General features: G+C 32.9%; 27 protein-coding genes and 1 tRNA gene. 5 read left to right on the plus strand and 23 right to left on the minus strand.

Annotated elements, in window-relative coordinates; genetic code table 11:
- Positions 1-36 precede the first annotated feature (36 nt).
- Complete coding sequence (gene ilvA, locus ACYQ19_RS01955) at positions 37-1245, minus strand: threonine ammonia-lyase (RefSeq protein WP_459977748.1); 1209 nt, start codon at positions 1243-1245, stop codon at positions 37-39.
- Positions 1242-1688 (minus strand): CoA-binding protein, encoded by a 447-nt coding sequence (locus ACYQ19_RS01960; protein WP_459977749.1) that lies wholly within the window; start codon positions 1686-1688, stop codon positions 1242-1244. Before ACYQ19_RS01960 ends, ilvA begins: the two co-directional genes overlap by 4 nt.
- A 105-nt stretch (positions 1689-1793) precedes the next feature.
- On the opposite strand from ACYQ19_RS01960, the gene ACYQ19_RS01965 reads away from it, so the two are divergent.
- Positions 1794-2069 carry an HU family DNA-binding protein gene (locus ACYQ19_RS01965; RefSeq protein WP_127680679.1) on the plus strand — a complete coding sequence of 92 codons (276 nt, stop codon included), beginning with the start codon at positions 1794-1796 and terminating at the stop codon, positions 2067-2069.
- An 83-nt stretch (positions 2070-2152) separates the two neighbouring features.
- Positions 2153-2238: transfer RNA gene (locus ACYQ19_RS01970), tRNA-Leu, on the plus strand.
- A 12-nt stretch (positions 2239-2250) separates the two neighbouring features.
- Here the strand turns inward: ACYQ19_RS01970 and ACYQ19_RS01975 are convergent.
- Genes ACYQ19_RS01975 through serB form a run of 18 tightly spaced genes read right to left on the minus strand, consistent with a single transcriptional unit; the run spans position 2251 to position 20602 of the window.
- Complete coding sequence (locus ACYQ19_RS01975; protein WP_459977750.1) at positions 2251-3042, minus strand: patatin-like phospholipase family protein; 792 nt, start codon at positions 3040-3042, stop codon at positions 2251-2253.
- Positions 3014-4945, minus strand: coding sequence for a WD40 repeat domain-containing protein (locus ACYQ19_RS01980; RefSeq protein ID WP_459977751.1), 1932 nt, complete (start codon positions 4943-4945; stop codon positions 3014-3016). Before ACYQ19_RS01980 ends, ACYQ19_RS01975 begins: the two co-directional genes overlap by 29 nt.
- Positions 4926-5447 (minus strand): peptide-methionine (S)-S-oxide reductase MsrA, encoded by a 522-nt coding sequence (msrA, locus tag ACYQ19_RS01985; protein WP_459977752.1) that lies wholly within the window; start codon positions 5445-5447, stop codon positions 4926-4928. Before msrA ends, ACYQ19_RS01980 begins: the two co-directional genes overlap by 20 nt.
- Positions 5440-7275, minus strand: a complete 1836-nt coding sequence (gene dxs / locus ACYQ19_RS01990) for a 1-deoxy-D-xylulose-5-phosphate synthase (protein WP_459977753.1) — start codon at positions 7273-7275, stop codon at positions 5440-5442. The genes msrA and dxs overlap by 8 nt, the downstream gene beginning before the upstream one ends.
- Positions 7276-7312: 37 nt before the next feature.
- Positions 7313-8086, minus strand: coding sequence for a flagellar assembly protein FliH (gene fliH, locus ACYQ19_RS01995; protein WP_459977754.1), 774 nt, complete (start codon positions 8084-8086; stop codon positions 7313-7315).
- Complete coding sequence (gene fliG, locus ACYQ19_RS02000) at positions 8079-9104, minus strand: flagellar motor switch protein FliG (protein WP_459977755.1); 1026 nt, start codon at positions 9102-9104, stop codon at positions 8079-8081. The genes fliH and fliG overlap by 8 nt, the downstream gene beginning before the upstream one ends.
- Positions 9105-9113: 9 nt before the next feature.
- Positions 9114-10799, minus strand: coding sequence for a flagellar basal-body MS-ring/collar protein FliF (gene fliF, locus ACYQ19_RS02005; RefSeq protein ID WP_459977756.1), 1686 nt, complete (start codon positions 10797-10799; stop codon positions 9114-9116).
- Complete coding sequence (gene hisC, locus ACYQ19_RS02010; RefSeq protein WP_459977757.1) at positions 10796-11869, minus strand: histidinol-phosphate transaminase; 1074 nt, start codon at positions 11867-11869, stop codon at positions 10796-10798. Before hisC ends, fliF begins: the two co-directional genes overlap by 4 nt.
- 14 nt (positions 11870-11883) lie before the next feature.
- The gene (gene pheA / locus ACYQ19_RS02015) at positions 11884-12951 is read right to left on the minus strand and encodes a prephenate dehydratase (protein WP_459977758.1); all 1068 of its coding nucleotides are present in this window, start codon (positions 12949-12951) and stop codon (positions 11884-11886) included.
- Positions 12926-13696 carry an HAD-IIA family hydrolase gene (locus tag ACYQ19_RS02020; RefSeq protein ID WP_459977759.1) on the minus strand — a complete coding sequence of 257 codons (771 nt, stop codon included), beginning with the start codon at positions 13694-13696 and terminating at the stop codon, positions 12926-12928. Before ACYQ19_RS02020 ends, pheA begins: the two co-directional genes overlap by 26 nt.
- Positions 13697-13715: 19 nt before the next feature.
- Complete coding sequence (gene lysA, locus ACYQ19_RS02025; protein ID WP_459977760.1) at positions 13716-14918, minus strand: diaminopimelate decarboxylase; 1203 nt, start codon at positions 14916-14918, stop codon at positions 13716-13718.
- The gene (locus tag ACYQ19_RS02030; RefSeq protein ID WP_459977761.1) at positions 14918-15934 is read right to left on the minus strand and encodes an LptF/LptG family permease; all 1017 of its coding nucleotides are present in this window, start codon (positions 15932-15934) and stop codon (positions 14918-14920) included. The genes lysA and ACYQ19_RS02030 overlap by 1 nt, the downstream gene beginning before the upstream one ends.
- On the minus strand, positions 15935-16474 hold the full coding sequence (gene pth, locus ACYQ19_RS02035) for an aminoacyl-tRNA hydrolase (RefSeq protein WP_459977762.1): 540 nt from the start codon (positions 16472-16474) through the stop codon (positions 15935-15937).
- A 50-nt stretch (positions 16475-16524) separates the two neighbouring features.
- A complete protein-coding gene (locus ACYQ19_RS02040) occupies positions 16525-17061 on the minus strand; it encodes a 50S ribosomal protein L25/general stress protein Ctc (RefSeq protein ID WP_459977763.1) in 537 nt (178 codons plus the stop codon).
- A 53-nt stretch (positions 17062-17114) separates the two neighbouring features.
- The gene (locus tag ACYQ19_RS02045) at positions 17115-18236 is read right to left on the minus strand and encodes a type IV pilus twitching motility protein PilT (RefSeq protein WP_459977764.1); all 1122 of its coding nucleotides are present in this window, start codon (positions 18234-18236) and stop codon (positions 17115-17117) included.
- A gap of 2 nt (positions 18237-18238) precedes the next feature.
- Positions 18239-18988: a dienelactone hydrolase family protein gene (locus ACYQ19_RS02050; protein WP_459977765.1), complete on the minus strand. Its 750-nt coding sequence runs from the start codon at positions 18986-18988 to the stop codon at positions 18239-18241.
- 3 nt (positions 18989-18991) lie between these two features.
- Complete coding sequence (locus ACYQ19_RS02055; protein WP_459977766.1) at positions 18992-19945, minus strand: transaldolase; 954 nt, start codon at positions 19943-19945, stop codon at positions 18992-18994.
- Positions 19946-19981: 36 nt separating this feature from the next.
- Positions 19982-20602: a phosphoserine phosphatase SerB gene (gene serB / locus ACYQ19_RS02060; protein ID WP_459977767.1), complete on the minus strand. Its 621-nt coding sequence runs from the start codon at positions 20600-20602 to the stop codon at positions 19982-19984.
- Positions 20603-20692: 90 nt separating this feature from the next.
- Between serB and ACYQ19_RS02065 the strand changes: the two genes are divergently transcribed.
- The 3 genes from ACYQ19_RS02065 to ACYQ19_RS02075 all read left to right on the plus strand — a co-directional run bounded on the left by ACYQ19_RS02065 (position 20693) and on the right by ACYQ19_RS02075 (position 23650).
- Positions 20693-20920, plus strand: coding sequence for a Sec-independent protein translocase subunit TatA/TatB (locus ACYQ19_RS02065; RefSeq protein ID WP_459977768.1), 228 nt, complete (start codon positions 20693-20695; stop codon positions 20918-20920).
- On the plus strand, positions 20913-21644 hold the full coding sequence (gene tatC / locus ACYQ19_RS02070; RefSeq protein ID WP_459977769.1) for a twin-arginine translocase subunit TatC: 732 nt from the start codon (positions 20913-20915) through the stop codon (positions 21642-21644). The genes ACYQ19_RS02065 and tatC overlap by 8 nt, the downstream gene beginning before the upstream one ends.
- A gap of 167 nt (positions 21645-21811) precedes the next feature.
- Entirely contained in the window at positions 21812-23650 is a 1839-nt protein-coding gene (locus ACYQ19_RS02075; RefSeq protein WP_459977770.1) for a DUF505 domain-containing protein, read from the plus strand.
- Here the strand turns inward: ACYQ19_RS02075 and ACYQ19_RS02080 are convergent.
- From ACYQ19_RS02080 to truD, 3 genes are read right to left on the minus strand one after another with little or no spacing between them, the layout of a single operon-like run.
- Entirely contained in the window at positions 23647-24486 is an 840-nt protein-coding gene (locus ACYQ19_RS02080) for a diguanylate cyclase (RefSeq protein ID WP_459977771.1), read from the minus strand. The genes ACYQ19_RS02075 and ACYQ19_RS02080 overlap by 4 nt on opposite strands.
- Positions 24483-25379, minus strand: coding sequence for a cation diffusion facilitator family transporter (locus ACYQ19_RS02085; RefSeq protein WP_459977772.1), 897 nt, complete (start codon positions 25377-25379; stop codon positions 24483-24485). Before ACYQ19_RS02085 ends, ACYQ19_RS02080 begins: the two co-directional genes overlap by 4 nt.
- Positions 25376-26452, minus strand: a complete 1077-nt coding sequence (gene truD / locus ACYQ19_RS02090; protein ID WP_459977773.1) for a tRNA pseudouridine(13) synthase TruD — start codon at positions 26450-26452, stop codon at positions 25376-25378. Before truD ends, ACYQ19_RS02085 begins: the two co-directional genes overlap by 4 nt.
- Positions 26453-26514 lie beyond the last annotated feature (62 nt).

The following is a 26514-nucleotide window of genomic DNA, read 5'->3' on the forward strand; positions in this document are numbered from 1 at the left end:
TTCACAACCTACTCACTTCACTAATTATTAATAAACCTACTCAACTACAAATTTATATCCGTTTTTATGAAGAGCTCTTTTTATAGCTTCTTGATGTTCAAGTCCTCTTGTTTCAAGAGCTATTGTTACGTTTGCATCACCAATTGCCAGATTCAGATCCGTTCTGTCATAACCTATTTGAACAATATTCGCTTTTTCCGCAGCCAATATTTCCGTTAATTTCTGAAGTGCCCCCGGTTTATCCACAAGAGTAATAATAAGTTTCATTTTTCTGTGAGATTTCAATAAACCTTTTTCAATAATCAAATTAATCATAGTTACGTCAATATTTCCGCCGCTAAGAACTACTCCGACTTTTTTAGGAGCGGTAAATTTAATTTTGTGATGTAAAAGTGCAGCCACTCCAACAGCCCCCGCACCTTCTACCACGACTTTTTGTCTTTCCATTAAAAATAAAATTGCGTTTGCTATTTCTTCATCATCAACTTCTACAATATCATCCACCACTTCTTTTATTAGTTTATACATTTTTGGATTTGTATCCCTAACCGCAATACCATCAGCTATTGTTTTTACAAACGTTGTATCCTGAACGCTTCCGCTTAAGAAGCTCAGTCTCATAGCAGGAGCACCTTCAGCTGTAACACCTATAACCTTAATATGTGGATTTATCTGCTTAGCGGCACTTGCAATACCGCTTATAAGTCCCCCACCACCTATTGGAACGATTATATAATCAAGATCCGGAACCTGCTCAAGCATTTCGATCCCGATTGTCCCTTGTCCTGCTATTACCTCATCATCAGCAAAAGGATGAATAAATTCAAGCCCTTTTTCCTCGGCAAGTTGAACTGCATATTCATATGCTTCATCATAATTGTTTCCTGCCAAAACAACTTCACCACCATATTCTTTTACTCCGGTTACTTTTGTAAGAGGTGTAGCTTCTGGCATAACAATTATCGCAGGAATATTAAAATAATTTGCACTAAAAGCAACACCCTGTGCATGATTTCCGGCACTTGCGGCAATAACGCCTTTTTTTCTTTTCTCTTCGGGAATTGATGCAATTCTGTTAAAAGCACCCCTTAATTTAAATGCCCCTGTAATTTGTAGGTTTTCTTTTTTTAAATATATTTCGTTTCCTACTTTTTGAGAAAGAATAGGCGCATAGGCAAACGGGGTTTTATAAACTACATTTTTTATTCTCTCGTGTGCTTTTTTAATATCTTCAAAAGGTATCATAAAAGTCCTTCATTTTTACATCTAATATGATCAACCATTATACATCTGTCTTCCACGTAATACACACCTGCATTTTCGGCAATTTCTTTTGATTTTTCATTAACTACACCTTCTTGCAAAAACACGCATTTAATTCCGGGCATTTTTACAGCTTTTTCAACTATCGGAGGCGTATCTTCACCACGTCTAAAAATATCGACAATATCTACTTCAAAATCAATTTCATCAAGGCTTCTATAAACTTTTTCACCAAGAATTGTCTCTTCTCTTGGATATACAGGAATTATTTTGTAACCATTTTCTTGCATATATTTTGCAACCTGATTTGAAGCTCTGTGTTCTTTTGGAGAGAGTCCTACTACAACGATAGTTTTAGCGTTTTTCAGTATTTCACATAGTTTTTTTTCGGTTTTTTTAGTGCTTGGTAGCTCACAAGCGTTCATTTTTTACCTTTTTTAACAAAATTATAGCAAAAAATGCCCAAAACACTTGATTTTTGGTAAAAAAAAAGAGTAAAATTTTTTGTAGCCAACTAAAAAGGAGGAAAAATGAAAAAGTCTGAATTAATCGCAGCAGTAGCAGAAAAGTCAGGTCTTAGCAAAAAAGATGTAAACGCAGTTATCGATGCAACAATTGAAGCAATGGAAGAAGCACTTAAAGCTGGTAAAAAAGTTAGCTTTATCGGATTTGGTAGTTTTGAAGTTGTAACAAGAGCTCCAAGAGTAGCAAGAGTTCCTGGAACAAACAGAGAAGTAAAAATCCCTGAAACTAAATCAGTTAAATTCAAAGTTGGTAAAAAATTAAAAGAACTTTTAAACAAATAAGTTCTTTTTTTCTTTTTTTCTACATTAATCGTATCAAACAATTCTTGAAAATTAATTAAATTGTAGTTATAATTCCAATCCAAGCCGGCGTGGCGGAACTGGTAGACGCGTCGGACTCAAAATCCGATGAGCTCTGCTCATGTGGGTTCGAGTCCCACCGCCGGTACCATTTAAAAAATCTCTATTTTTTTCTATCTAACCAATTTCCTGATAAATTTATTCTTTTAATTTGATCAAATTTATCAAAATCATATATATTAAAATTATTTTTTTCCGGTGTTATTAAAAAAACATCTTTGTTTTGTTGGAGTTTTAAATCACAAATGGAGTTATTGTTTATCAATATTCTCGCAAATATTTCTAATTTTTTAAATATATTAATATTTTTCAAACTTTCTAATTCCATTCCTTCTAAAACATTGACAGCCATAATTAATTTCTCATCAGCAAAAGAAACTGGTAAATTTTCACAAAGACACCCATCTGCAAACCATGTATCACCTATAATCACATCTTCAAATATTCCCGGAATTGCAATTGAAGCAAGTATTGCGTCTTTTATATAAGTTTCTTTATCAAAAATATGACATTTATGTTTATTTAGATTATATGAAACTATTTTAAGAGGGATTTTAGTTTGTTTGATTTTTTGATTTCCGAAAATTTGTTCAAGCAAAATTTTAATTTTTTGTAAGCTTATAAGGCTTTCTTTTAAAGAAAGTCTTAACCATTTAAAATATGAATGATTCTTTAAAAAAATTTTTTCAATTTCATCAGGATTTAAACCAATAGCCATAAACGCTGAAAAAATCGCACCCATACTGGTGCCTATTGTTTCAGCAGGTTTTATACCTTTTTCGTTTAACATTTTTATTATTGGCAAATGAGCATAACCCAACGCCCCTCCACCCGATAACACCAAAGAAAAAGGTTCTTTCTCAAATTTATGAGGTAATTTTAGCGATTTCATCATCTTTACCAAATATTTTCAAATATTTATCGATTGCATTTTTATCATGTGATTTTTTAATATAGTTCAAATAGGCGCTTTTTAGCATATTTTTGATTCTCGGTCTTTTTATTTGAATATTTTCATATTCTTTAAGAGTGTTTAAAGCCGATTTTATTTTGCCTTCAAACGCTTCTTTTTCCGCCGTTTTTAACCTTTTGTGCCATTTTTCCTCATATATTTTATATACTTTCAGCCGTTTTAAAAACGGATACTTTTCAACAAGTTCAAATGCCCTGTTTTTGTCCTCACCAAAAATTCTTAAAAATTCAAGGGCTATTTGTGCACGCTGAGTTAGCTCTTTTGCTTTTAATTCATAACCTTCAATATCCTCAAGAATTGCGGCCGCTTTTAATACGTAATTAAAATTTTCTTCTTCAAAAGCTTTTAAGGCAAGGGCATATAGTCTTTGTGCGTATTCCTCTACAGCTTTATACTCTTTTGAATTTTTAAGTTCCGGATGTTCCTTGATTATCGCAAAAAAACCTTTAAAATCTTTTTTTGCTATTTTTTCCCTTAAAATTCTGAAAAGTTCCGCTTCTTTTAAAAGCAGCTCAATCAGAAGAAGTTTTTCACTTACGCTTAAAAAATCTTTTAATATTTCCTTAGCTTCGCTGACCCTGCCTTCTATCGCAAGGTTTTTGGCTTTTTCAAATTTAAGTTCCCACTCTTTTTCAATGAGTTTATAATATTTTGTGTTTTTTAAAAGCTCATATTTATTTGCAAGCTGATAAAAAAGTGCAAGGTTTCTGTTTTCATATGCCTTTTTAAATTTGATTATATTTTCAAAGTGGGATATTGTTTTTGTAACTTCTTCCCTTTTTTCAAACACATTCATAAAAGGCTTTAAAACCTCAATCGCTTTTGCCTTCAAACCGCTTTCCAAATATTTAACCGCTTTTTTTAAACTGCTTTTATATAAAAATTCAAGTTTTTCAAAACTTTTAGTCTTTTTCAAAAAAGGGTTTAACATCACCATTTCATAGGCTTTTTTATAATCTTCTTTTAGTATTAAATCAAGAAATTCCACCTCGTCACACAATTCGACACATTCCAAAACATTCTCTTTTGAAAAATAAAGCCTGTCATTAAAAACGGCAATTTTATCGGCGTCAATTTCAAAAAATTTTTCATTAATTAAAACTTCTTTTTCCAAATCATATAAAACAATCTTGTTTTTTACAGCAATAAAAACATAATTTTCATAAATGTAAAAATCTCTGAATTCATCATATAAATCAAATCTGTCTTTTCTCTCTTTCGTATCCTTATCCCATTTTATAATATCAGCATACTCGGAAGCACTGATTAAAAAATCAGTGTTATTAATTTTAACGGCTTTTTTCAGATGCAGATACCTGGCTGTTTTTTTAAATGAAAACTGATTTATAAATAAAACACTTTTATCATAACTTGTGGCATAAATTTCATCTTCACCAAAAGTTATGTCACTTATGAAGTCTTTATGTCTGGCTGCTTTTGAAACCATTTTAAAAAAATCTAATGAGTATAAAAAGATTTTTCCGTCAACCCCGCCACTTGCAAAATATCCGTTCCCAAAAGCAACACTTAATACATCTCCCTTGTGCCATTCATATTTGTCGATCAGTTTTTTGTTTTTTATATCCCAAAGCGTAAGCGGACTTCCGGGAGAAGCAAGCAAAAGATAGTTAAACCCCTCATCAACATCTATTCCGTTTTCGGAAGGTTTATTTGGAGGAAGTTTTATTTTAAAGCCGTTTATTAACTTAAAATTTTTATCAAAAACATAAACCCTATTTTCTTTATCTATAACGACAAAGCCGTTTTCATTAATTTTGATATAGGAAATTTCTTCTTTAAATTCTTTAATTTTTTCTTTTTTCATTTTTTATCTTTAAAAATTTTTCAACTTTCGGTGCCACAACATACATACAATAGGGTTGATTCGGGTTTTTTGCAAAATAGTTTTGGTGATACTCTTCAGCAGGATAAAATTTTTCAAGTTTTTTAACTTCAGTAACTACATTAATACCATTGTTTTTAAGTTCATCAATTTTTTTTAAGGCCGATTTTCTTTGGGTTTCATCGATATATAAAATTATAGATCTGTATTGTGTTCCAATGTCGTTTCCCTGGCGGTTTAACTGCGTGGGATCGTGAATTTTAAAAAAAACATCCAACAGCTCGTCATAATTTACAATATTTTCATCATATTCTATTTCAATCACTTCGGCATGTCCCGTAACTCCGGTGCACACCTGCTCGTAATTCGGGTTCGGACGCCTGCCGCCCGCATATCCGACAATTATATTTTTCACACCCTCCACTCTCCTAAAAACAGCATCAAGACACCAAAAACACCCTCCTCCAAATACCGCTTTAGGCATTTTCCGACCTTATAATTTCAGCAATGCTTTCTTCATCAACTTTTAATAATTTTTCTACGCTTTTTACATCTCCGTGCGGTATAAATTTATCGGGATATTCAAAACTTCTAACTTCAACATCCAAGCCGTTTTTGTTTACAAAATCGCTAAGCATTTCCCCTATTCCGCCCTCTTTTGCATTATCGCTGATTACATACCATTTTTTGGCTTTGAGACTTTTTAAAAGATTCTCATCAAAAGGTTTTACAAATCTTAAGTCAATAAGTCCGGTATCAACGCCTTTTTGTTTTAAGATTTTATGAACGTTGTATGCTTTTCCAACCCCGTTTCCATATGCTATTAGCATTATTTTACCATTGTCAATCAGAATTTCACCTTTGCCAAGTTCGAATTCCTTAGATTTAAAAATGCCATCTTCAAGATTAAACGCCCCTCTTGGATATCTGAACGCACAAGGCCCCTTGTTATATTGATACGCAAATTCCACGGCTTTTTCCAATGTGCTAAAATCTCTCGGCGCAAAAAGAGTCATATTTGGGAGTATTCTCAAATACCCTACATCAAACACACCCTGATGAGTTTCCCCATCCGCTCCGACTATTCCAGCCCTGTCAATTGCAAATCTTACCGGATAATTATCAAGGCACACATCGTGGATCACCTGATCATACCCTCTTTGTAAAAAAGTGGAATATATAGCGACAAAAGGAATAAAGCCCTCTTTTGCAAGGGGTGCCATTGAAGTTACGGCATGCTGTTCCGCAATACCCACATCCCAAAATCTTTCCGGAAACTCTTTCATAAGTTCTTTCATTCCTGTTCCGCTCGGCATTGCTGCGGTTACCCCTACAATTTTTTCGTCATTTTTAGCAAGTTCTAAAAGTTTATTCGAATATACCTTTGTAGCGCTGAGTGATGAACTTTTTAAAGGTTTTCCGGTTTTTAAATCAAAAGGACCAACCCCGTGCCAATGCTCGTAATAACCTTCCGCCTGCTTATATCCCTTACCTTTTATTGTTTTTGCATGAACTATTACAGGCTTTTTAAGGTTTTTGGCAACTTCCAGCGTTTCAATTATTTCTTCGATATTATGCCCGTCTATCGGACCGATGTATTCAAGTCCCATCTCTTCAAAAAACACCCCGTGCACACTAAACATCTCTTCAACTTTTTTGGCCATGTATTTAACGTCTTTAGGAGCAGAATCAAGGAACTTTTTAAATTTTTCTTTAAACCCCTGATATAATTTTCCGGCTTTAAGTCTTGTAAGGTATTTACTTAACGCCCCGATGGGTTTTCCTATACTCATTTCGTTATCGTTTAAAATAATAACGACAGGATATTTTCTAAATCCAAGCTCATTTAACGCTTCATACACCATTCCGGCACTCATAGCCCCGTCACCTATTAACACTACCGGAATCCTGTCTTCATTTTTAAGTTTTATGGCTTTTGCGGCTCCAACGGCTATGGATATTGAAGTTGAAGAATGACCGGCACTGAAATAGTCATATTTGCTTTCACTCGGTTTCGTATAACCGCTTATACCGCCAAACTGCCTGAGAGTTTCAAATTCCTTCCATCTACCGGTTAAAAGTTTGTGTGCATAAGCCTGGTGCGAAACATCAAATATAAAAGGGTCTTTTTCAACATCAAACACATAATGCATGGCAATTATAAGTTCCACAGCACCGAGGGTTGAGCTTAAATGCCCGCCTTTTGCCGAAACAACTTCCAAAATTCTTTTTCTTATATCTTCAGATAATTTGTTTAATTCGGTTAAACTTAAATTTTTCACATTCAACTTTTCGCTTACAATGCTCTGCATTATTAATTCTCCATTCTCAATTCTATATTTTTAAAATTTATTCATGCCCTTCTAATACCGCTTCTTTTATCGCTTTAAATCTCTGTAATATCTGTGCATCGATATTTCCGATATCGCTTAATATGACAACACCGCCTTCTTTAACGGCTTCATCTTCTATAATTTCCACATTTTGCAGGTTCTGCTCTTTAAGATATTTGGCGTCTTTAGGATTCACTTTTATCTGTATTTTTGTAGCGTCTTTTATGTCTTCCATCAGTGATTTTGCAAGATTATACGCAATTTCTTTTGAATTTTCACTAACCTCTTTTTGAATTACTTCCTTGGCAATGTCAAGTGCTACTGAAATTAACTCTTTTTCAATTGAAAGTATTTTTTCTTCAAAAAGTTCATTGATACGATCGACTTTTTCAATAGAAGCCTGCAACAATTCAAGTTTTTCTTGCAGTTGTTCATTTATTTCATTAGCGGCTTCTTCTTTGCCTTTTTTGTAACCTTCTTCATAGGCTTTGCTTTTTTCAATTTCAATCTGCTGTTTACATTCATTAAGCTGCTGTTCGAACTTTGTTTGAATGTTTACGATATTATTGCTTAATTCTTCGATTTTTTGAAGCAATTTTTCTATTACTTCATTATTGCTTGAAGCCGACTGGTTTTGATTTTCAACGGAGATGTTTGACTGGACATTTTGTTCCTGTGTTTCATTTACGCACTGATTTACTTTGTTTGATTCATTTTCGTCAAAACTTTTAAACGTATACTGATTAATGATATGCTTTTCCACAGCTTCGCCGTTTACTATTCTACTCAATTACTTCTTCCTCCGCACCTATTGATACTTTGCCTTCTTCAGCAAGTTTTTGAACGATTTCTACGATGCTTCTTTGAGCAGCTTCTACATCTTTAACCTTTACAGGTCCTAAAAACTGCATCTCTTCTTCAAACGCCTGAGCGGCACGTTGTGACATATTTGCAAGGAATTTCTCTTTAAGTTCCTCAGGCGCACCTTTTAGAGCGATCATAAGCTGATTTTTGTCTGCTTCTTTTAAAATTTCACGAATTGCGTTATTGTCAAGTTTAAGAATATCTTCGAATGTAAACATTTTTTCTTTAATTTCTTCGGCAAGTTCGTTATTGACCTGTTCGATAAACTTAAGTGTGGATTTGGCGGCTTTTTGTCCGAGTCTATTGAATATTTCCGCAACGAATCTAACTCCGCCAATTTCCACTTTATAACCTGTAAGGGCTTCGAGTTTAGTTTCAAGTATTGCCGATACCTTTTTAATAACCTGAGGTGAAATGTCACCAAGATTACTCATTCTAATTAATACTTCAGCCCTTACTTCATCAGGGAAATAACTAAGAGTTTCAGCCGCACTTGTAGGGTCCATATGTGCCAAAATAAGTGCGATTGTCTGAGGATGTTCGTTAACAATAAAATCCGCAAGCTGCTGAGGCTTTACTTTTTGTAAAAATCCGAAAGTCTGTTCACTTTGAAGGGATTTGGCAAGCTTGTCAAGCACTTTTTTCGCTTCTTCCGGTCCAAGCGCCTTGTAAAGAATTTCTTTAGCATATTCAAGACCACCGCTTGCAATATACTGGTTAGACTGAAATATTACATAAAACTCTTCCAATACGGCAGCGGCAATCGCTTTATCTATAGCTTTTGCGGTAGCAATATATTTTGATATTTCAGTAATAGAATTTACATCCATATACGAAAAAATCTGAGCGGTTAAATCCTCTCCCAACTGAATTAACAAAATCGCTATTTTTTCAGGCATTGAAAGTTCATCAAGTATAGCCTGTTGCTGAGCCGAAAGTGCCATTATTTATCCTTATACTTCATGCGTTTCTTCTTTAATGAGGTTTTCCAATACTTTCGCAACCTCTTCGGTTTTCTCTTCTGCCATTTTTACAATCCTGTCAAGCAGGACTTCATATTTCAGTTCTTCTTCATTAACATCGCTGCTGATACCAAGCTGCTGTTCGACTTTTTCTTTCAATTCTTTTATTTTATCATAAGTTGATTCAACTTCTTCTTCGTTTATTTCTACTTCAGGTTTTACATATTCAGGTTCTTCTTCGACTTTTACTTCAAGCATTTTTTGAGTAAACGGCGTAATAACCTTTTTATAGAATATAAACAGCACTATTGCCAAAAACAGATATTTTAAAATACCGCTTATAGGTCCCAAATACATTTGAACGTTTTGCATAATTTTTCCTACTGCAGATGTCGGTTCGGCATTAGCCCCGCTTCCGTTAAACTGAAAACTGCTGACACTAACGCTGTCTCCTCTTTTAGGATCATATCCAATTGTGTTTTTTACAAGGTTTTCAATGTTTGTAAGTTCAAGTTTACTTAAAGGAACAAACTCTTTTTTGCCGTCTTTGTCAGTTTTATAATGTCCGTCAACCACAACCGCCGCCGTAATTCTTTTTATTTTTGCAAGCGGTTCTTTTACGTCTTTAATAGTAGTTGAAATTTCATAATTTGTAGTGGTTTCCGATTTGGTATATTTGTCTTTGACCTGTTGAGATTTTGTTCCCTGAACCGGTCCTACGTTACTTACCGCACCCGGAACACCACCGACTTCTTTTGGTTTATATCCGGTTCTACTTTCTTCTAATGTCTGCTCGCTTCTTACAACGTTATCAGGTGAGTAAATTGTTGATTTTGATTTCACCTGTGAAAAATCTATATCAAGATTTACTTTTGCCACAACTTTGTTTTTACCGCCGATTACGGGTGCCAGTATTGACACTATTTTGTCTTCAAGGGCTTTTTCCATTCTTTTTTTATAGGTAATTTCAGCTTTTAAAAGTTCATTGTTTTGTGTAAGCTCGTCATTTTCACCAAGAAGATTGCCGTATTGGTCAATAATTTTTACATTTTCTGGTTTCATTTTAGGAACGGCTGCCGCAACGAGATATTTGATACCTTGAATCTGCTTTGGCGTTAATATCATATTTGGTTTAAGCTTTATAACAACCGAAGCTGTAGGAGGCGTTTGCTGTTCTACAAAGACGCTTTCTTTCGGAATGGCAATATTTACCGCAGCACTTTCAACCGCATCAAGTGATTCAATCGTTTTACTAAGCTCCCCTTCCAAAGCTCTTAAATATTTTATTTTTTGTTCAAAATCGGTAATACCGAAGCTGTTTTTGTCGAATAATTCAAATCCGACCTTACTGCTTTTTGGAAGCCCCTGCGCCGCAACGTCAAGTCTGATTTTCTGCACTACGTCCTTTGGAACTTCGATAACCCCGTCTTCCGGGATTATATATGGAATCTGCTTTTTATCAAGATACTGAACGATTAAAGCGGCATCTTTTGATGAAAGGTTATCAAACAAAATAGCATAACCGGTTCTTGTTTTCGAAGAAGAAGTGTTAAATACAATCAAAAAAGAAATTATCGCCACCAAAATAACAATTGACGAAACAATGACAATTTTCTGTCTTTTATTTAAATTTTTGGTAAAAGCGATGATCTGTCTAAAAAGTTCTTCGAAATTCAACTAATCATACCTTTTAGTGTTTTTAATAATTTATCATTTTCTTCAGGTTTTCCTATTGTAATTCTAAGCGCATCAAATCCGTAACTTGCCATATTTCTTACAATTATACCTTTTTTTAGTAAATTTTCAGCAATTTGTGTCGAATTTTTTATGTATAGCACTATGAAATTGGTATAGCTCTCAATATATTCTAATCCGTTTTCATCGGCAAATTTTTTATATTTTTCCATCTCTTCAAAATTTTTAACAATTCCCTCATTTACAAAATCCTCATCTTTTAATGCTTCAATAGCGGCAGCGAGTGAAAGTGTTGTTATATTAAAAGGCGGTCTTAGTTTATGTAAATTTTGAATTATATATTCGTTTGCAATTCCGTAACCAACCCTCATTCCGCCAAGTCCATATGCTTTTGAAAATGTCCCTGTGTATAAAACATTCGTATATTTTAAAACATCTTTTGGTTTAACTTCTTTGTTTTTATCTTTGTAAGAGGCAAACTCCTGATAAGCCCCGTCAATTATAATTAATGTGTTTTCATCAATTTTTTCAATAAACTCAAATACATCTTTTGCATCTACACATTCACCTAAAGGATTGTTAGGAACACACAAAAAGATAATTTCAGGCTTTTCTTTTTGATATATTTCATAAAATTCATCAAGATTATGGGTAATGCTTTTTGTTTTTAAAATTTTAGCACCCACCTGCTTTGAGTAAATTTCATACATAGCAAATGTGATTCCGGCCATTAAAACTTTTTCAGGTGAAACTGCATGAACGGCAAACTCAAGTATCTGATCGCTTCCGGCTCCGATTATGAGGTTTGAGTTATTAATTTCAAATTTTTCACTCAAAGCGTCTTTAAGCTCAAAAAAAGAGTCATCCGGATATCTGTGCATCTGATTTGCAATCTCTTTTACTTTTTCAATTGCTTTAGGCGGAGGGCCGTAAGGGTTTTCATTGCTTGCGAGTTTAATAATATCTTCAGGTTTTATGCCAAACTCCCTTACAACAAGCTCTATCGGTTTACCGGCTTCGTAAGTTTTTAAATCTTTTAATTTTTCAAACATAAATTCTCCTTAATTTAACAATCTCTAAGATACGAACCAAGCCACAGCATATCTTCCGAGTCTATAATTTCTTTTACATTTTCATCATCGATATGGCCTTCAAAATCTATATAAAACCATGTGTTAAACGTATCGTCTTTATTCGGTCTGCTTTCTATTTTTAAAAGATTTATATTTTTTTCTTTAAATTTTTTAAGCAATTCAAAAAGCGCCCCGGATGTATGGGACGTTTTGGCGATAACGCTTGTTTTGTCGTTACCTGATTTCTGGGTTTTAAAATCACTTATAATTATAAATCTTGTCCTGTTTGCAAGATTGTCTTCGATTTTTTCAAACAGCAAAGGAACATTATATAGCTTTGCCGCAATTTTTGAACAAATTGCCCCGCTCTCTTTATCTTCCGCCGCCATCTGTGCAGCTTTTGCGGTAGATTCCGTAGGAATGAATTCAATATCCAAAAGGCCGTGTGTTTCAAGAAAATTCAGACACTGGTTATATCCTTGGGGGTGGGAATAAATTCTTTTGATATTTTGTAAATCATCCTGATATGAGGCAAAAGAGTGATGTATATCCATACAAATTTCCGATACTATTTTTACATCGTATTTTTTTAGGGAATCAAGTGTAACCCCTACAACCCCTTCGGTATTGTTTTCAATTGGCACCACTCCGTATTTTGCCTCTTTATTTGCAACCGCTTTAAAAACCGCCTCTATGTTTAAAAGCGGCAGATATTTTGCGTTTGCACCGAATCTGCTCTCTGCAGCCTGATGTGTATATGTCCCAACCGGTCCCAAAAAGGCAATTCTCTCTTTTCTTTCAAGCGTTCTGCTTATAGCGAAAATTTCAAGAAAAATAGCTTCAATCTCATCATATCCCAATATTCCGTTTTCTTCCTTACTTAGCTTTGTTAATCTTTTGATGATCTCTTTTTCTCTTTCCGGTCTGTAAACAGGTGAATTGCTTGTGTTTTTAAGTTCTCCCACTTTTTTGACTATTTCCATTCTTTTATTTAAAAGTTTAAGTATTTCATTGTCTATGGAATCTATCTCTTTTCTAAGCTCTTGTAATTTCTTCTCCATTCTCTCTCCAATAATTTAATGCTTCTTTTAAATTTTTAAATATAAAATCAGGCTTTTTTGATATCTCTTTTTCACTTTTGATTTTTCCGCTTAATACAAGGGCCGTTTGCATTCCAAGCTTTTTTGCGGGAATTAAATCGCCTTTTAAATCATCGCTAATAATAGTAATTTTATCATAATTTAACCCCAATATGGATTTCGCCCGCTCAAAAAAAGAACTGCTCGGTTTACCTACAGTTACATAATCCCTATCTGTAGCGTATTTAAGCATTTCAAGCACCGCCCCAAGCCCCGGATATCTTTTTCCCTGAGCGGAATATAATGATGTTTTATGCATACCGATAAGTTGGGCACCGCTTAACAAAAACTCAATTATCTGTGAAAACTCATCGTTGGTATATAGTTTTATTCCGAGTAAAACCGCATCGGGGGTATTGTATTCAAGAATATAACCTTTGGATTTTAACACGCTTAAAAACTTCTCCGTGCCGTAAGCGGCTATTTTTTTATTTCCTACTATTTCATCCAAAACCATGAGAGGGTCTAAGTAATTTTTAAAATTAAAACCGAGATTTTTTAAATAATCCTGAAATTCGTTTGAAGATCTTTTCGTATTGTTTGTAATTAGCACGAAGGGTATGTTTTTTTCATTTAAATAATTTAAAAATTCTGCACTTCCGGGAAGCGGAAGGAAATTTTTATCATCTATAAGAGTTCCCTGTATATCAATAAAAAATCCCTTCATCCCTCCCCTTTTATTTTAATTATAAATAATCAATTTCACAGGCTATTAAATCCTCAAACGTTTCTCTTCTTCTTATAATTCTGTCCACATCATTTTCCACTGCGATTTCTGCAGCTCTCGGTCTTGTGTTGTAATTACTGCTCATCGTAAACCCGTAAGCACCTGCGCTGTGAATCACAACCAGATCCCCGTGTTCGGTGCTTGGCAATTCAATGTCTTTTGCAAAAAAATCACCGCTTTCGCATATAGGCCCCACCAAATTCGCTTTACTTATTTCCCCGTTCTTTTCAGTTAAAACCTCTATCCTGTGATATGCGTTATATAAACTCGGTCTGATAAGGTCGTTCATCGCCCCGTCAACTATTACGAATCTTTTATCCCCGTTTACTTTTTCGTATAAAACGCTTGTTAAAAACCATCCGCCGTTTCCTACCAGAAATCTTCCGGGTTCGCAAACAATCGTCAAATCAAGCCCGCTTAAAGTAGAAAGAATCGCTTGTGCATAATCATAAGGCTTGATTGTTTCTTCATCTTTATATCTGATTCCAAGACCGCCGCCTACATCAAAAAACTTAATATCTATATTCACAGCTTTAAGACTTCTTACCAAATCCGCAACTATCTGACTTGCCTCTTTTATAGGTTCAAGTTCTGTTAGCTGGCTTCCAATATGAAAATGGATACCTACAGGATTTAAAGAAGAGCTGTTTTTTGCAAAAAGATACATTTTTTTAGCCGTATCTATATCAACCCCAAATTTGTTTTCATGTAATCCCGTAGAAATATACGGATGAGTTTTGGGATCTATATTCGGATTAACCCTGATTGAAATCCTTGCAACCACTCCTAACTTTTCTGCAATATCAGCTACTCTTTGAAGTTCAGCTTCACTTTCAACGTTTATCATCAATATATCAAGCTTCAAAGCCTCTTCAATTTCATCATCCCTTTTACCGACACCGCTGAAAATCACTTTATATCTGTCAACACCAGCCATTAAGGCTCTTTTTACCTCACCAATACTTACGCAGTCCGCACCGCTTCCAAGATTTGCAAATTTTTTAATTACGCTTAAATTTGAATTTGCTTTTACGGCATAAGAAATGATACTTTTTCTTCCTTTAAAAGCATTTTTCAGTTCATTAAACTGATTTTCAAAATGATTAAAATCATATACATATAATGGCGTGCCGTATTTTTCAGCAAGTTTTTTAAAATTCATTATTTCTCCTTATAAAGTAAATATATTCCGTAAACAAAAATTAATAAGCAAGGAATCATCAGCACATAAGGCGAAATGACACCCTGTTTTGAAAATTTATAAATCATAAGCTGTATTCCCCAAACAAGAATCGTTAAAAAAACCGATTTTACCAAAAATAAAGAAACATTAGAAATTCTCTGGTGCACAGGCGCTTCAAACATAAATATAATCAATAGTCCAATAAGACTCAAAGCGGTAAAAATTTTATAAAACACCATTGACAAAAGAGTGTTTACATTCACGTCTTTAAATATTTTAATTGCAATCAACGCATCATATAAAGAGATAGAATTAAGCTTTTTAAGATTTGAAACTATTTTAGGCTTAAAATTTTTTAAAAATCTAATATCTTTATATTCGTCAATCAGTTCCTTATCCGTTATATATGTAATTTTTGCGTTGTTGGCATACCATTCATTATCTTTAAATAAGGCTTTTTTGGCATAAATTATCTTACTGACTTTTCCGTTTTCTAAAACGAAAACTTTCATATTAACGGCTTCTTTTAAAATAGGTTTGATTTTTTCAATATAGATAATGTTATTGTTAAATTTTAAAAACAGATTTGTATTGCTGTATTGCGTTTTATTTAAAATTGAATCCGCATATTCCCTTACATATGCCATTTTCCCGCTCTCAAGAGCAATAAAAAGAAAAAACACCAAAAAAGCAAAACTAATAAACGGCTTTAAAAGTTTTTTAATGGTAAACCCAAGCGAATAAAAACTTACAAGTTCGTTGAATTTAATCATATAATATATTGTAAACAAAAAAGAAAACACAATTGCCAGAGGATAAAACATATCCATGCTGTATAAAATAATGTAATACACATATAAAACCTGCAGGTTTGAAGAATCCGGAAGTTTTGAATAGTTGGCTATAAAATCTATAATAACGAAAAAAAATGCAAGAGAAAACAGAATAAGCAGAAAATTTTTAAAATATTTTTTAAGTATATATCCAAAATACACTTAACACTCTTTTTGAGAATATTTAGACGGCGCGTTTTTTATATCTTCTATTGCCAGTTTTATTTTAGGAAAAAGAGATTTCATACATTCCATTTCCGTATCGGTAAAATTACTCAGAACATATTTAACAACGTCTTCTTTTCTTTCAGGCCTTCCGACACCTACCCTTACTCTGTAATAGTCATTGCCTATATGCTTATCAAGTGATTTAAGTCCGTTGTGTCCGCCATGGCCTCCGCCTCTTTTGAATCTTAGCGCACCCAGTTTTAAATCAATATCGTCATGAATGACAATTATGTCTTCATTGTTAATTTTATAATAATTTTTCACTAAAACGGCACTTTCACCGCTTAAATTCATATACGTGGAAGGTTTTAAAAACAGATAATTTGAAGATTTAAAAAGTTCGCCTTTAAAAGAAGTGCTTATTTTTCTTGCAGAAAATTCTTCTATTAAATAATCGACAGCCAAAAAGCCGATATTGTGCCTGTTGTATTTATATTTGTCGCCGGGGTTTCCAAGACCAATTATGAGTTTCATATACCCTCTTTTTATGAAGTTAAAGAAAGAAACGGCAAAAGCCGTTTGAATTATTTAGCCTTAATTACACCTACAACAGGAATTGAAGGGTTAAGATAGCATTCAACACCTTCAGGCATTTCGATGTCTCTGATTAGAATATTGTCACCAACATCAAGGTTAGTTACATCTAATTCAAAGAAATCAGGTAAATTCTCAGGTGCGGCTTTTACTTTAATTCTTCTTCTGTGATAAATTAAAACACCTTTGTTTTTAAGACCGATTGGTGTTCCTTTTACTTTGATAGGAACGTGATAATAAGATTTCACACCTTCTTGAGCCATAAGTAAATCTACATGTAATAGTTCACCTGTTACAGGGTGTTTTTGATATTCTTGAACTACAACTTTTACTTCTTTGTCACCAACTTTTACCGGGAATACCAAATGTTCTTTGTTTCTTAAATATTTAATAAAGTCACCTGTTTTGAATGCAGCATTTATGTTTTCTTGACCTTTACCATAAATGTTTGCAATCAGATAACCATCCCTTCTAAGCTTCTTGTTGTAAGCTTTTGAGGTACTCTCTCTGATAATTCCTTCAAGCATAATTTCTCCTTAATTTTTTTAGAAATGAAATTATATCTAAATTTTTAAGATTTTCAACTCTCTTTAAGTCCGATTTTAGATTCTTCAACAACTTCAATACCGCTTTCAAGTTTAGCTTTTTTAAGTTTAAGTATAAAATCATCCCTACTTGTAGCATAATCAAGTGCAACATCCTCTTTTACGCGCCCCTCGATTACAAGATCTACAAGGTGCTGATCAAAACTTTGTGTTCCGTATGTTTTTTTACCTTCTTCAATTACGTCTTTAAGCTCGTTATCTCTTTTTTGCAAAATTAAATCTTTAATTCTCGGTGTTTTTATTAAAATTTCCATTGCGGCCGTTCTCTTACCATCAACAGTAGGAACAAGTCTTTGGGAAATAACACCCTCAAGAACGGAACCGAGCACCATTCTTATTCTATCCTGCTCTTCAACCGGAAACACCCCAATAATTCTGTTTATCGTTTCTTTTGCATCAAGCGTATGAAGCGTAGAAAACACCAAATGCCCTGTTTCAGCCGCATGAAGTGCAATTTCTATCGTTTCTCTATCCCTCATCTCACCAACCAGAATAATATCCGGGTCTTCCCTTAAAGCAGCCCTTAACGCTTTATTAAAACTTAAGGTATCCTCACCTAAACTTCTTTGATTAATTAAACATTTCTTATCTTTGTGAACAAACTCAACCGGGTCTTCAATTGTAATGATATGCTTTGATTTACTTTCGTTTATTTCATTTATCATTGCAGCAAGAGTTGTAGATTTACCACTTCCTGTAACCCCCGTTACCAAAACAAGTCCTCTTTCTATTTCTGCAAATTTATGTAAAATCGGTGGAAATTTAAGACTTTCGACGGTCGGAATTTTACTCGGAATTACCCTGAATACCACAGAAGGTCCGTCAATTTGGAAAAATGCATTTCCTCTGAATCTGTAATCTTCATTTAGTTTATAATTAAAATCTATTTCTTTATTTTGAACAAGCTCTTCAAATCTTCCTCTTAATATTATTTTTAAAAGTTCAATAACATCCTCTCTTTTTAAAAAAGGGGATTCCATCGTTACGAGTTTACCCTGCACCCTTGCTTTTATGCCGTTTCCGGCTTTAATGTGCAAATCACTTCCGTCATATTTAATTAAAGCATAAAGATATTTATTTAATTCTTCTTTTGTCATATTCAGCCTTCTTTAATGAAATTAAATTTCTTTAATTGTTCTAAAATTATTTCTCTTGTTTTTTCAAGAGCTTTTTCGTTAGGTTCGGTTTTAAAAAATCCACCACAACAATTAAAACCTCCTGCCCAGCTACCATCGTAACCATGATGAGCATTTTTCAACAAATAAAAATAAACATTTTTATATTGATTTGCAGTATCTTTACAATTTTCTCTAATACCTCTGTATGCTCCCCATTCATCTTTATCACCGTAAAATATAAAAACTTCTGTTGGCTTCTCATAACTATTAGGGCAACCTTCAAACCCACCAGGATACAAAGCAAAAACTAATTTAGGTTTAGGTTGATCTTTTCTTAAATAAGAACCTGATTTCATGGCCATTGTTCCGCCTTTAGAAAAACCCATAACAATATAATTATTTAAATCAAGTTTCTTATCCTTTTTAACAACATCTAAAACAACACTTAAATCTCGAGCATAATCTGTTTTCATTAAGTTTTTTGTATGTCTTACGGCTTTACTATTTATAAAAACACATGCAAATCCATATTTTTCATACCATTGACACCAATCAAATCCATTATTATTACTTCCACTACTATTTGGAAAAAAGAATACTACTGGATATTTACTTGAATTAAATTCAGGGTATTCAACATATGTATACTCTTCCATTTGTTCAGGTTTTATACCAAAACAACCAGTTAAAATAATCGTTATCAATATTGATAAAACAATATTTTTATGCATTTTTTAGACCTTAATAGAATTTAACATATCCTCAAATGCCTTTTCAAATGCTTCAACACCTTCATCAAAAAGTTCCTGATAAACTTTTTGCATATTTATGCCCGATGGCGTTAAAAAGCTAAAAAATCCGTCAATATGTTTTGTTTGAAAATGAAAACTCTCTTCCATTTCTTTATCTTTAATAGCTTCAATCACATCCAATGGCAATGTCAATACGCTATGCGGCAAATAAAGATTTTCAACATAATAATCGGCAGGAAGATAATCTTGTTTAACACCCGTTGATGCAAACAGCGTTCTGATGTTAGGTAAATTCATCTCTTCAATTTGATTATAAATTTTAATAGCGTTAAAAAATCCCACTCTATCCTGTGCAAGATTTTTTTCTTTTAGGATAGGATTTAGTTTCCTATCAAACCTGCTGACAAACACTGAAATAACACCGTCAATAGTCCTTGGGCCTTTTGCTATCGCTTCAGCGGCCTGCATGGCCTGATTTGGTGAAAAAACTAAAGTTGCGTTAATGTTTATACCTCTTTTAGCCAACTCTTCCATCGCTTTAACGCCCGCTTCGTTCGCAGGAATCTTAATCATTAAGTTATCCCTCTGGATTTTATCCACAAGTCTTAAAGCTTCGTCAATAGTCCCTTTTGTATCGTTAATAAGTCTTGGGTCAACCTCAATACTAGCATATCCGTCATTTCCTTCGTCATATAAATGCGCCAATATATCACATGCTTTTTGTATGTCTTTTACTGCAATATCTTCATAAATCTCTTTACTTGATTTACCTTTTAGTTTTTCAAAATCCTCTTTATAAACATCTTTTTTCAAAGCATTAGCAAAAATTGCAGGATTGCTTGTAAGCCCGTTTACAAGACCGCTGTTAACCCACTCCTTAAACGTGGTATCTAAAAATTCCCTGTCTAAATAATCAACCCATATACTCGTATTCATTTTTACTCCTTATCGTTTGTTGTTATATATCTATCATTAAATAAATTCTAAAATTTTCGTTAAATCTTTTTCTTCAATGATTATATTTGCTTCTTTTTTCAAAACCTCTTTTGCACAAAAAGCGACTTTGGTTTTGGCATATTTAAACATACTTAAATCATTAGCTCCATCACCAACTACCATGGTTTCACTTTCACTTACACCTAAAATATTTTGAATTCTTTTTAGCATATCACCTTTTGAATGGCTAAACATCATTTCACCGCCGACAAGTCCTGTTAGAATTCCGTCTTTTGCGTGTAATACATTACTGAAATCCGCATCCAGTCCGATTAAATCTTTCACATAAGACGTTGCGTTTCTAAACCCTCCACTAAAACATATAACTTTTATGTTTCTGTTTTTTAATTCTTTTACGATTTCTTTAGCACCCGGCATTAAAGGAAGATTATGGCATATTTCATTTACTTTTTTCTCTTCAAGTCCTTCTAAAAGCTTAACCCTCATAATAAGACTTTCAAAAAAATCAAGTTCCCCTCTCATAGCCATTTCGGTAATGGAAGCCACTTTTTCCTTAAGTCCCAAAGGTTCTGCTAAAAAATCTATTGTTTCCCCGTCCATTAATGTAGAATCAAAATCAAATACGGCAAGTTTCATTGCTTTCCTTTTAAAAAATATTACAAAATTTTATCAAAGATTGATACCATTTTTTAAATTTATGCTAAAATTCTCTAAAAAAGGATTGTTATGGGTGTAAGTACTTGGCAAATTATTGTAATTTTATTGGTAGTATTACTTTTATTCGGAGGTAAAAAAATACCAGAACTTGCAAGCGGTTTAGGTAAAGGTATCAAAAACTTCAAAGATGCGGTAAAAGAAGGTGAAGAAGGTGCTGATGTAAAAACTACAGAAAAAGTTGAGGACAAAACTGCAAAAACTACAGAATCTTCAAAAGAAAAAGAAGTAAATGCTTGAGGAAATCAAACCTCATATAGCCGAGCTTCGCTCTCGGCTTATTAAAATAGTAATTAGTTTCTTTGTTCTGTTTATATTGGCATTCGTTGTATGGAAAGATATTTTTTTATGGATAGCAAAACCGGCTTTTGAAGCTATGAAAGACACATCTTCTTCTGAAATGATATTTACAAATCTCGTCGAACCATTTATGACTGCGATTAGAATTTCATTATACACAGCATTTTTTGCAAGTTTACCTGTTATTTTATATCACACGTGGAAATTTGTAGCACCGGGGCTTTACGAACATGAAAAAAAACTGGTAATCCCGTTTGTAATCTTCGGAACGGTTATGTTTATTGTAGGTGCCGCATTTGCATATTATATTGTTTTTCCTATTGGATTTAAAGTAATGATAAATTTTGGTGGAAAAGATTTTGTCGCAATGCTTAAAATAAGCGAATATGTTAGTGTTGCACTCAAAATAATGATAGGGTTTGGAATTGCATTTGAACTTCCCGTTGTAACATATTTTCTGGCAAAACTCGGGCTTGTAACTGATAGAACACTTAAAGATTTCGCTAGATATGCAATAGTAATTATTTTCATTGTTGCAGCAGTATTAACACCGCCTGATCTGTTTTCACAAATGGCTATGGCTGCACCTTTATTGCTACTATACGGACTATCTATTCTTATCGCAAAAGCCGTAAACCCGGAAAAAGAAGAAAACAGCAACTAATATAAAATTTTTCTTTCTTTTTTACACTTTTATTAAATTCAAATATTAATAAATATTCCTTTCATAACATTTCTTATCTTATAATTTTAAATTATGTAAGTTTAGTCAACTTGACTTAATTAGAATTAGTTTGTATAATTTCAAAAATTAACAATAGGAGGCGCAAGATGATTATAAAAAATAACGCAATTAAAATTATCGAAGAATTATCAAAAAATAATGTGGTAGATGTGAAAAGTTTAAACAATGAAGCGGTGGAAGAGCTTAATTTAAGTGGAATAATCTCATTTCCTACACCAGCTACAATAGAATTTACATACGCTGGAAAAATTGTGGCAGATGTATTAAACAAAGTTAAAGACAAAATCAATATTGCAGAAAATGCAAAATGGGTAAGCAGTGAAATTATAGCCATGATTGACGCTGCTATAAAAAACGGAAACAAAACAACAAAAATTTCAAATGACGAACTTGAAAAAAGAGGTTTTGCACAAAATGGGGAATTGACAACAGAAGCTATAGACTTATTTGAAGCATATAAAATTATGAATCCGGAACTCGTAATCGATGCTGAACTTGCTGAATATATAAGAAAATCGCCAATGGGACCAACAGATGCACACTATTTACCTGTTGAAGGCAATAAAAAAGACTTACTCGAAGCTATGAGATTAATCGCTTATTCTATTCCTGTAGGTGAATACTTTACTTTTACAGAATTAGGTCAGGCAGTAAAAGAAACACTGACATACGGCGGATGGTCAAATGAAGGGAGTGTTTTAGATTTATCAATATTGGAAGACATTGCAAAAGTAGCTGATGGTGAAGAAATTGATATTGATTCACTTGCAAACCTTGAAGCACTCGGTTATGTAGCAGATGTAGATAAATTAACAAAAGCAGGAGAAAAAGCGCTTGAAGTTTACAGAATTTATAAAGACAAAACGGAAAAACCTTTAAAATCGTTTGCTGTTTCACAAGAAGAGATTGAAACACTTAAAACAATTAAATATATTTGGGAAGAAAAAACAACACAAAATCCTCAGCAAACACCTACATTTGACGAAATCAAAGCGGAATTAATCGACAGAAAAGTAAAAGAATACAAAAAACTTATCGAAAAATACGGAAGAAGACTTGATGAAATGCCAAAGAAAAAACAAGAAATTGCTAAAAAATTCCAAGATTTGGCTGATAAGAAAAAATGGTTTGACGACAACTTCGATTTAAGAGAATATTTATATTCACTTGAAGCGTTTAATTTGATATCAGAAGGTGTTGACGAAAAAGGTAAAGCTGTATACTTTGTAACGGAAGACGGGGAAAAAGTAATTGAGGATCAAAACTACGATGAAAGAGCAATTCATAGCTGGTCTGTAAAAACACTTGCTATTTCTAACAAAATTTTCAGTGCCCCAAACAGAGAGTGGGTTGAAGAAGCAAGAAGAGAAAGAATTCTCGGAACATATGAACCAAGTAAATCAGGTCTTTTATATGAAGAACTTGCAACACATAAAAAACTTCCGTTTATGACAAGATATGAAATGGATATTTTCAAAATGATTCCGGATGCGGGAATTGCATGCGAAAACATTCTTGAAGGTAAAGATGAAGATGAAAGAAGAAAAATCCTTGAAGCAATTGACAGCTTAGAAGCTAAAGGATTTTTAGAAGTATTACCGGACGGGCATATTGTCGAAACCGAATACGGGAAACTTATGGATGATGCAATGAGCGGGGTTCCTGAAGGTTTCGGAGCACCAATTAATCCAACAATTTACAGAGTAGTAAAAGCAATAGCAGATACCGGAAGCATGTATGTAAAAGAACAAAAAATAAGAATATTGCCTGAAAATATTAAAAAAGCAATAAAAATTTCAGGTTTAAGTAAAGAAACATTTGATAAAGCTTACATTGCGGCAAGAGAAGCCAAATATTTGGGAAGAAACAGCGTAAACGAAGCCGGAATTAAAATGCTAAAAGCTGTAGAGATTATAAATTCTTAATCTCTCTTTTTATCTTCATACATTCTTTGATCAGCTAAATGTAAGACTTCTTCTAAGTTTTTACTTTCAGTTGGGTAATGTGCGTATCCAATGCTACACTCAGCTTTTATTCCTTCAACAGCTGTTTTTGATATTTTTTCTTTAATTCTATTTGCTACTTTTTTTAATACATCCGTATCAGCAAAAATCAATATAACAAATTCATCTCCACCAAATCTAAAAGCGTAATCAATATCTCTTATTGAATGTTTGATTATGGTGGCAACAGATTTTAATACTTTATCACCGAAAATATGTCCAAACGCATCATTTATTTTTTTAAAATTATCTAAATCAATAAAAATTACGCCTATTTCTATATCCTCTTTTTTATATCTGTCCAAAATAAATTCAAAAAACCTTTTATTATATAATCCTGTTAATTCATCTTTTAAAGCAATTTCAGTTAAATAAGAAGCAAAATCATAAAAATTTATTACAGAAGAAAAATTTTCATTATCATCAACCACTATTAAATGATGAATTTTATAACTTCTCATTAATCTATATGCTTCAAAAACCGTTTCATTTTCACTGATAGTTATTACTTTTTTAGGGTTTTTATCAATATACATTGATAACTCTACATTATCATAATGGGCGACCAAAGCATCTATAATGTCTGTAGATGTCAAAATATAATAAGGTTTTTTATTTTTTGTTATAACCAAAACATCGGTTTTGTTTTTCGTAAAAATTTTTGATATTTCACCTACATTTTGATGCTTTATATCATTATATTCCGTAATATAGACATCTTTTTTATTTTGTTCAAGGTTTATATTTTTAATTGTCATTCACACTCCTCAAGAAGCTTATTTATATGAGAATCGTCATAAGGATCAGCATGTATGTTAATAATCCATTTTTTATCGGGATCTAATTTTCTAATTTTTTCTTCCACATTTTCTATAATGGAATGAGCTAGTTTAAGTTTCATATCGGGTGTCAGTACCAGATGAACATCCACAAAATTTCTGTTTCCAGATTTTCTTGTTCTGAGGCAGTGATAATCCAATACCAAAGGCTCTTTTTTTATTATTTCTTTGATTTTTTCAACAGTTTCAAAATCAAGAGCTACATCCAATAATATTTCAAACCCTTCTTTTACTATTTCACTCGCTTCTTTTATAATATATACCCCAATAAAAATTGATAAAATAAAGTCGATATAATACCAGCCAGTAATTTTTACAACGATAAGAGAAATTAAAACGGCTCCGTTTGTTAAAAGGTCCGTTTTATAATGCAGTAAATCCGATTTTATAACTAAATGATTTGTTTTTCTTACCACATACGCCAAAAACATCACCAATAAAAATGTTACCAACATTGAAAATATCATTACATAAATAGATAAGTTTATTTTTACAATGGGTTCGTGATCTATAATTTTTCTTATACCTTCATAAATAATATATAAACCGCTCGCACTAATAAAAAGTCCTTCAAAAAGCGCTGCCAAACCTTCGATTTTACCTTTTCCGTAATTAAACTTTTTACTTGGTTTACTTTCACTAACCCTTACCGCGATATTATTAAAAATACTTATTACCATATCAAGAAGCGAATCTATTGCACTTGCTATAACGGCCACACTTCCCGTCATAATGCCTATAATTACCTTGGATACCGCTAATACAAAAGCACTGATAGTTGCAATTGTCGTTGCTAAACGAGGTAAACTCATTTTTCTTCCTTGTATGTTATCAAGTTATCCGTAATTCCGTTTTTTATAATTTCTATTAATACCGTTGCATAGCTGCCTTTTGGCAAAATAAACGAAAATTCATACCATGCTTTTTCTTTAATATAGTTTTTTTCTTTAATTTCGGGGAATATCCACGCACTTCTTCTATCGCCGTTAGCAGGGATTATGTCGTCATATTTTTCTTCTATTGTTCTTGCAAAATTTTTTGCTCTTAAGGCTTTTTTACCAGGAAGAAGTCCGGTTGGGACTATATCTTTTTTATAAAACCTATCTGTGTCTTCAAAATTTTCAAGATAAAAATTCTTACCAAACGGATAATGACACATTACATCGCCTGGTAATAATTTGAAAGGATGTTTTTGTTTTTTGATAAATTTTATTAAATCCTTTTCATAACCCAAAAGTTTAAGTTCATCTTCTCTCATATCGAAAATATTGCTAAGTTTTACCCTTTCCATTAGCCAGTCATTGAATAGTTTTGACTGATAAGCACTAATAAGTAGTTTTTGAAGTCTTTTGTCTTTTATATGTTTATCACCGAAAATAAACTCTTTAGCCTGCTCGAAATTGTCACCGAACTTTCCGAATCTTTGATATCCAAAAAAATTTGGTATTCCGTATTTTTTTATGTCAATTAAAACTCTTTCAATTTTTTTTGCATCCACCGGAAGAACTTTTTTAAATCTTACAAAAAATCTGTTTCCTTTTAAATGGCCTATTTTAAGTTTGTTTCTGTGAAGGTCCTGTTCTACTATTTTAATTTTTGGATGTGAAAACTCTTTGAATTTACTTCTATTTTTCCTCGGAACGCTTATCCACTGAAGGGTTAATCCGTCTTTATCTTTTAATCCCGCATATCCTATATCTCTTTTTTGAATGCCCATTTTTGAAAAAAGATTTACCACATCATTGGTAGTCATATCTTTTTTTCTGACTTTAAGCATAAGCCATTCACCGGTATGGTCGAAAGAATAAAGAGGTATTTCTTCCACAAAAAAATTTTCTGAGTTTTTATTAAAAACCAGACTTATCGGAGCGTGTGCGTATATCATGCTAACCTTTCAAAGTTAATTCGAAATTATAGCAAAAGAAAAAATTTTTTTATTGATTTAAT

The sequence above is a fragment of the Nautilia lithotrophica genome, assembly GCF_054656815.1.

Coding starts and splice junctions, on each gene's coding strand:
- ACYQ19_RS02065 (WP_459977768.1), top strand. CDS start 20,693: ATGGGTGTAAGTACTTGGCAAATTATTGTAATTTTATTGGTAGTATTA.
- dxs (WP_459977753.1), bottom strand. CDS start 7,275: ATGCAGAGCATTGTAAGCGAAAAGTTGAATGTGAAAAATTTAAGTTTA.
- ilvA (WP_459977748.1), bottom strand. CDS start 1,245: ATGATACCTTTTGAAGATATTAAAAAAGCACACGAGAGAATAAAAAAT.
- ACYQ19_RS02040 (WP_459977763.1), bottom strand. CDS start 17,061: ATGCTTGAAGGAATTATCAGAGAGAGTACCTCAAAAGCTTACAACAAG.
- lysA (WP_459977760.1), bottom strand. CDS start 14,918: ATGAATTTTAAAAAACTTGCTGAAAAATACGGCACGCCATTATATGTA.
- ACYQ19_RS01960 (WP_459977749.1), bottom strand. CDS start 1,688: ATGAACGCTTGTGAGCTACCAAGCACTAAAAAAACCGAAAAAAAACTA.
- truD (WP_459977773.1), bottom strand. CDS start 26,452: ATGATATACGCACACGCTCCGATAAGTCTGGTTTTTAATAAAAACTCA.
- msrA (WP_459977752.1), bottom strand. CDS start 5,447: ATGCCTAAAGCGGTATTTGGAGGAGGGTGTTTTTGGTGTCTTGATGCT.
- ACYQ19_RS02055 (WP_459977766.1), bottom strand. CDS start 19,945: ATGAATACGAGTATATGGGTTGATTATTTAGACAGGGAATTTTTAGAT.
- hisC (WP_459977757.1), bottom strand. CDS start 11,869: ATGTTTGAAAAATTAAAAGATTTAAAAACTTACGAAGCCGGTAAACCG.
- ACYQ19_RS02080 (WP_459977771.1), bottom strand. CDS start 24,486: ATGACAATTAAAAATATAAACCTTGAACAAAATAAAAAAGATGTCTAT.
- ACYQ19_RS01980 (WP_459977751.1), bottom strand. CDS start 4,945: ATGAAAAAAGAAAAAATTAAAGAATTTAAAGAAGAAATTTCCTATATC.
- ACYQ19_RS02085 (WP_459977772.1), bottom strand. CDS start 25,379: ATGAGTTTACCTCGTTTAGCAACGACAATTGCAACTATCAGTGCTTTT.
- ACYQ19_RS02050 (WP_459977765.1), bottom strand. CDS start 18,988: ATGCATAAAAATATTGTTTTATCAATATTGATAACGATTATTTTAACT.
- fliG (WP_459977755.1), bottom strand. CDS start 9,104: ATGGCACTTTCGGCTCAGCAACAGGCTATACTTGATGAACTTTCAATG.
- serB (WP_459977767.1), bottom strand. CDS start 20,602: ATGAAACTTGCCGTATTTGATTTTGATTCTACATTAATGGACGGGGAA.
- pheA (WP_459977758.1), bottom strand. CDS start 12,951: ATGGAGAAGAAATTACAAGAGCTTAGAAAAGAGATAGATTCCATAGAC.
- ACYQ19_RS02045 (WP_459977764.1), bottom strand. CDS start 18,236: ATGACAAAAGAAGAATTAAATAAATATCTTTATGCTTTAATTAAATAT.
- tatC (WP_459977769.1), top strand. CDS start 20,913: ATGCTTGAGGAAATCAAACCTCATATAGCCGAGCTTCGCTCTCGGCTT.
- ACYQ19_RS01965 (WP_127680679.1), top strand. CDS start 1,794: ATGAAAAAGTCTGAATTAATCGCAGCAGTAGCAGAAAAGTCAGGTCTT.
- pth (WP_459977762.1), bottom strand. CDS start 16,474: ATGAAACTCATAATTGGTCTTGGAAACCCCGGCGACAAATATAAATAC.
- ACYQ19_RS02075 (WP_459977770.1), top strand. CDS start 21,812: ATGATTATAAAAAATAACGCAATTAAAATTATCGAAGAATTATCAAAA.
- ACYQ19_RS02020 (WP_459977759.1), bottom strand. CDS start 13,696: ATGAAGGGATTTTTTATTGATATACAGGGAACTCTTATAGATGATAAA.
- ACYQ19_RS01975 (WP_459977750.1), bottom strand. CDS start 3,042: ATGATGAAATCGCTAAAATTACCTCATAAATTTGAGAAAGAACCTTTT.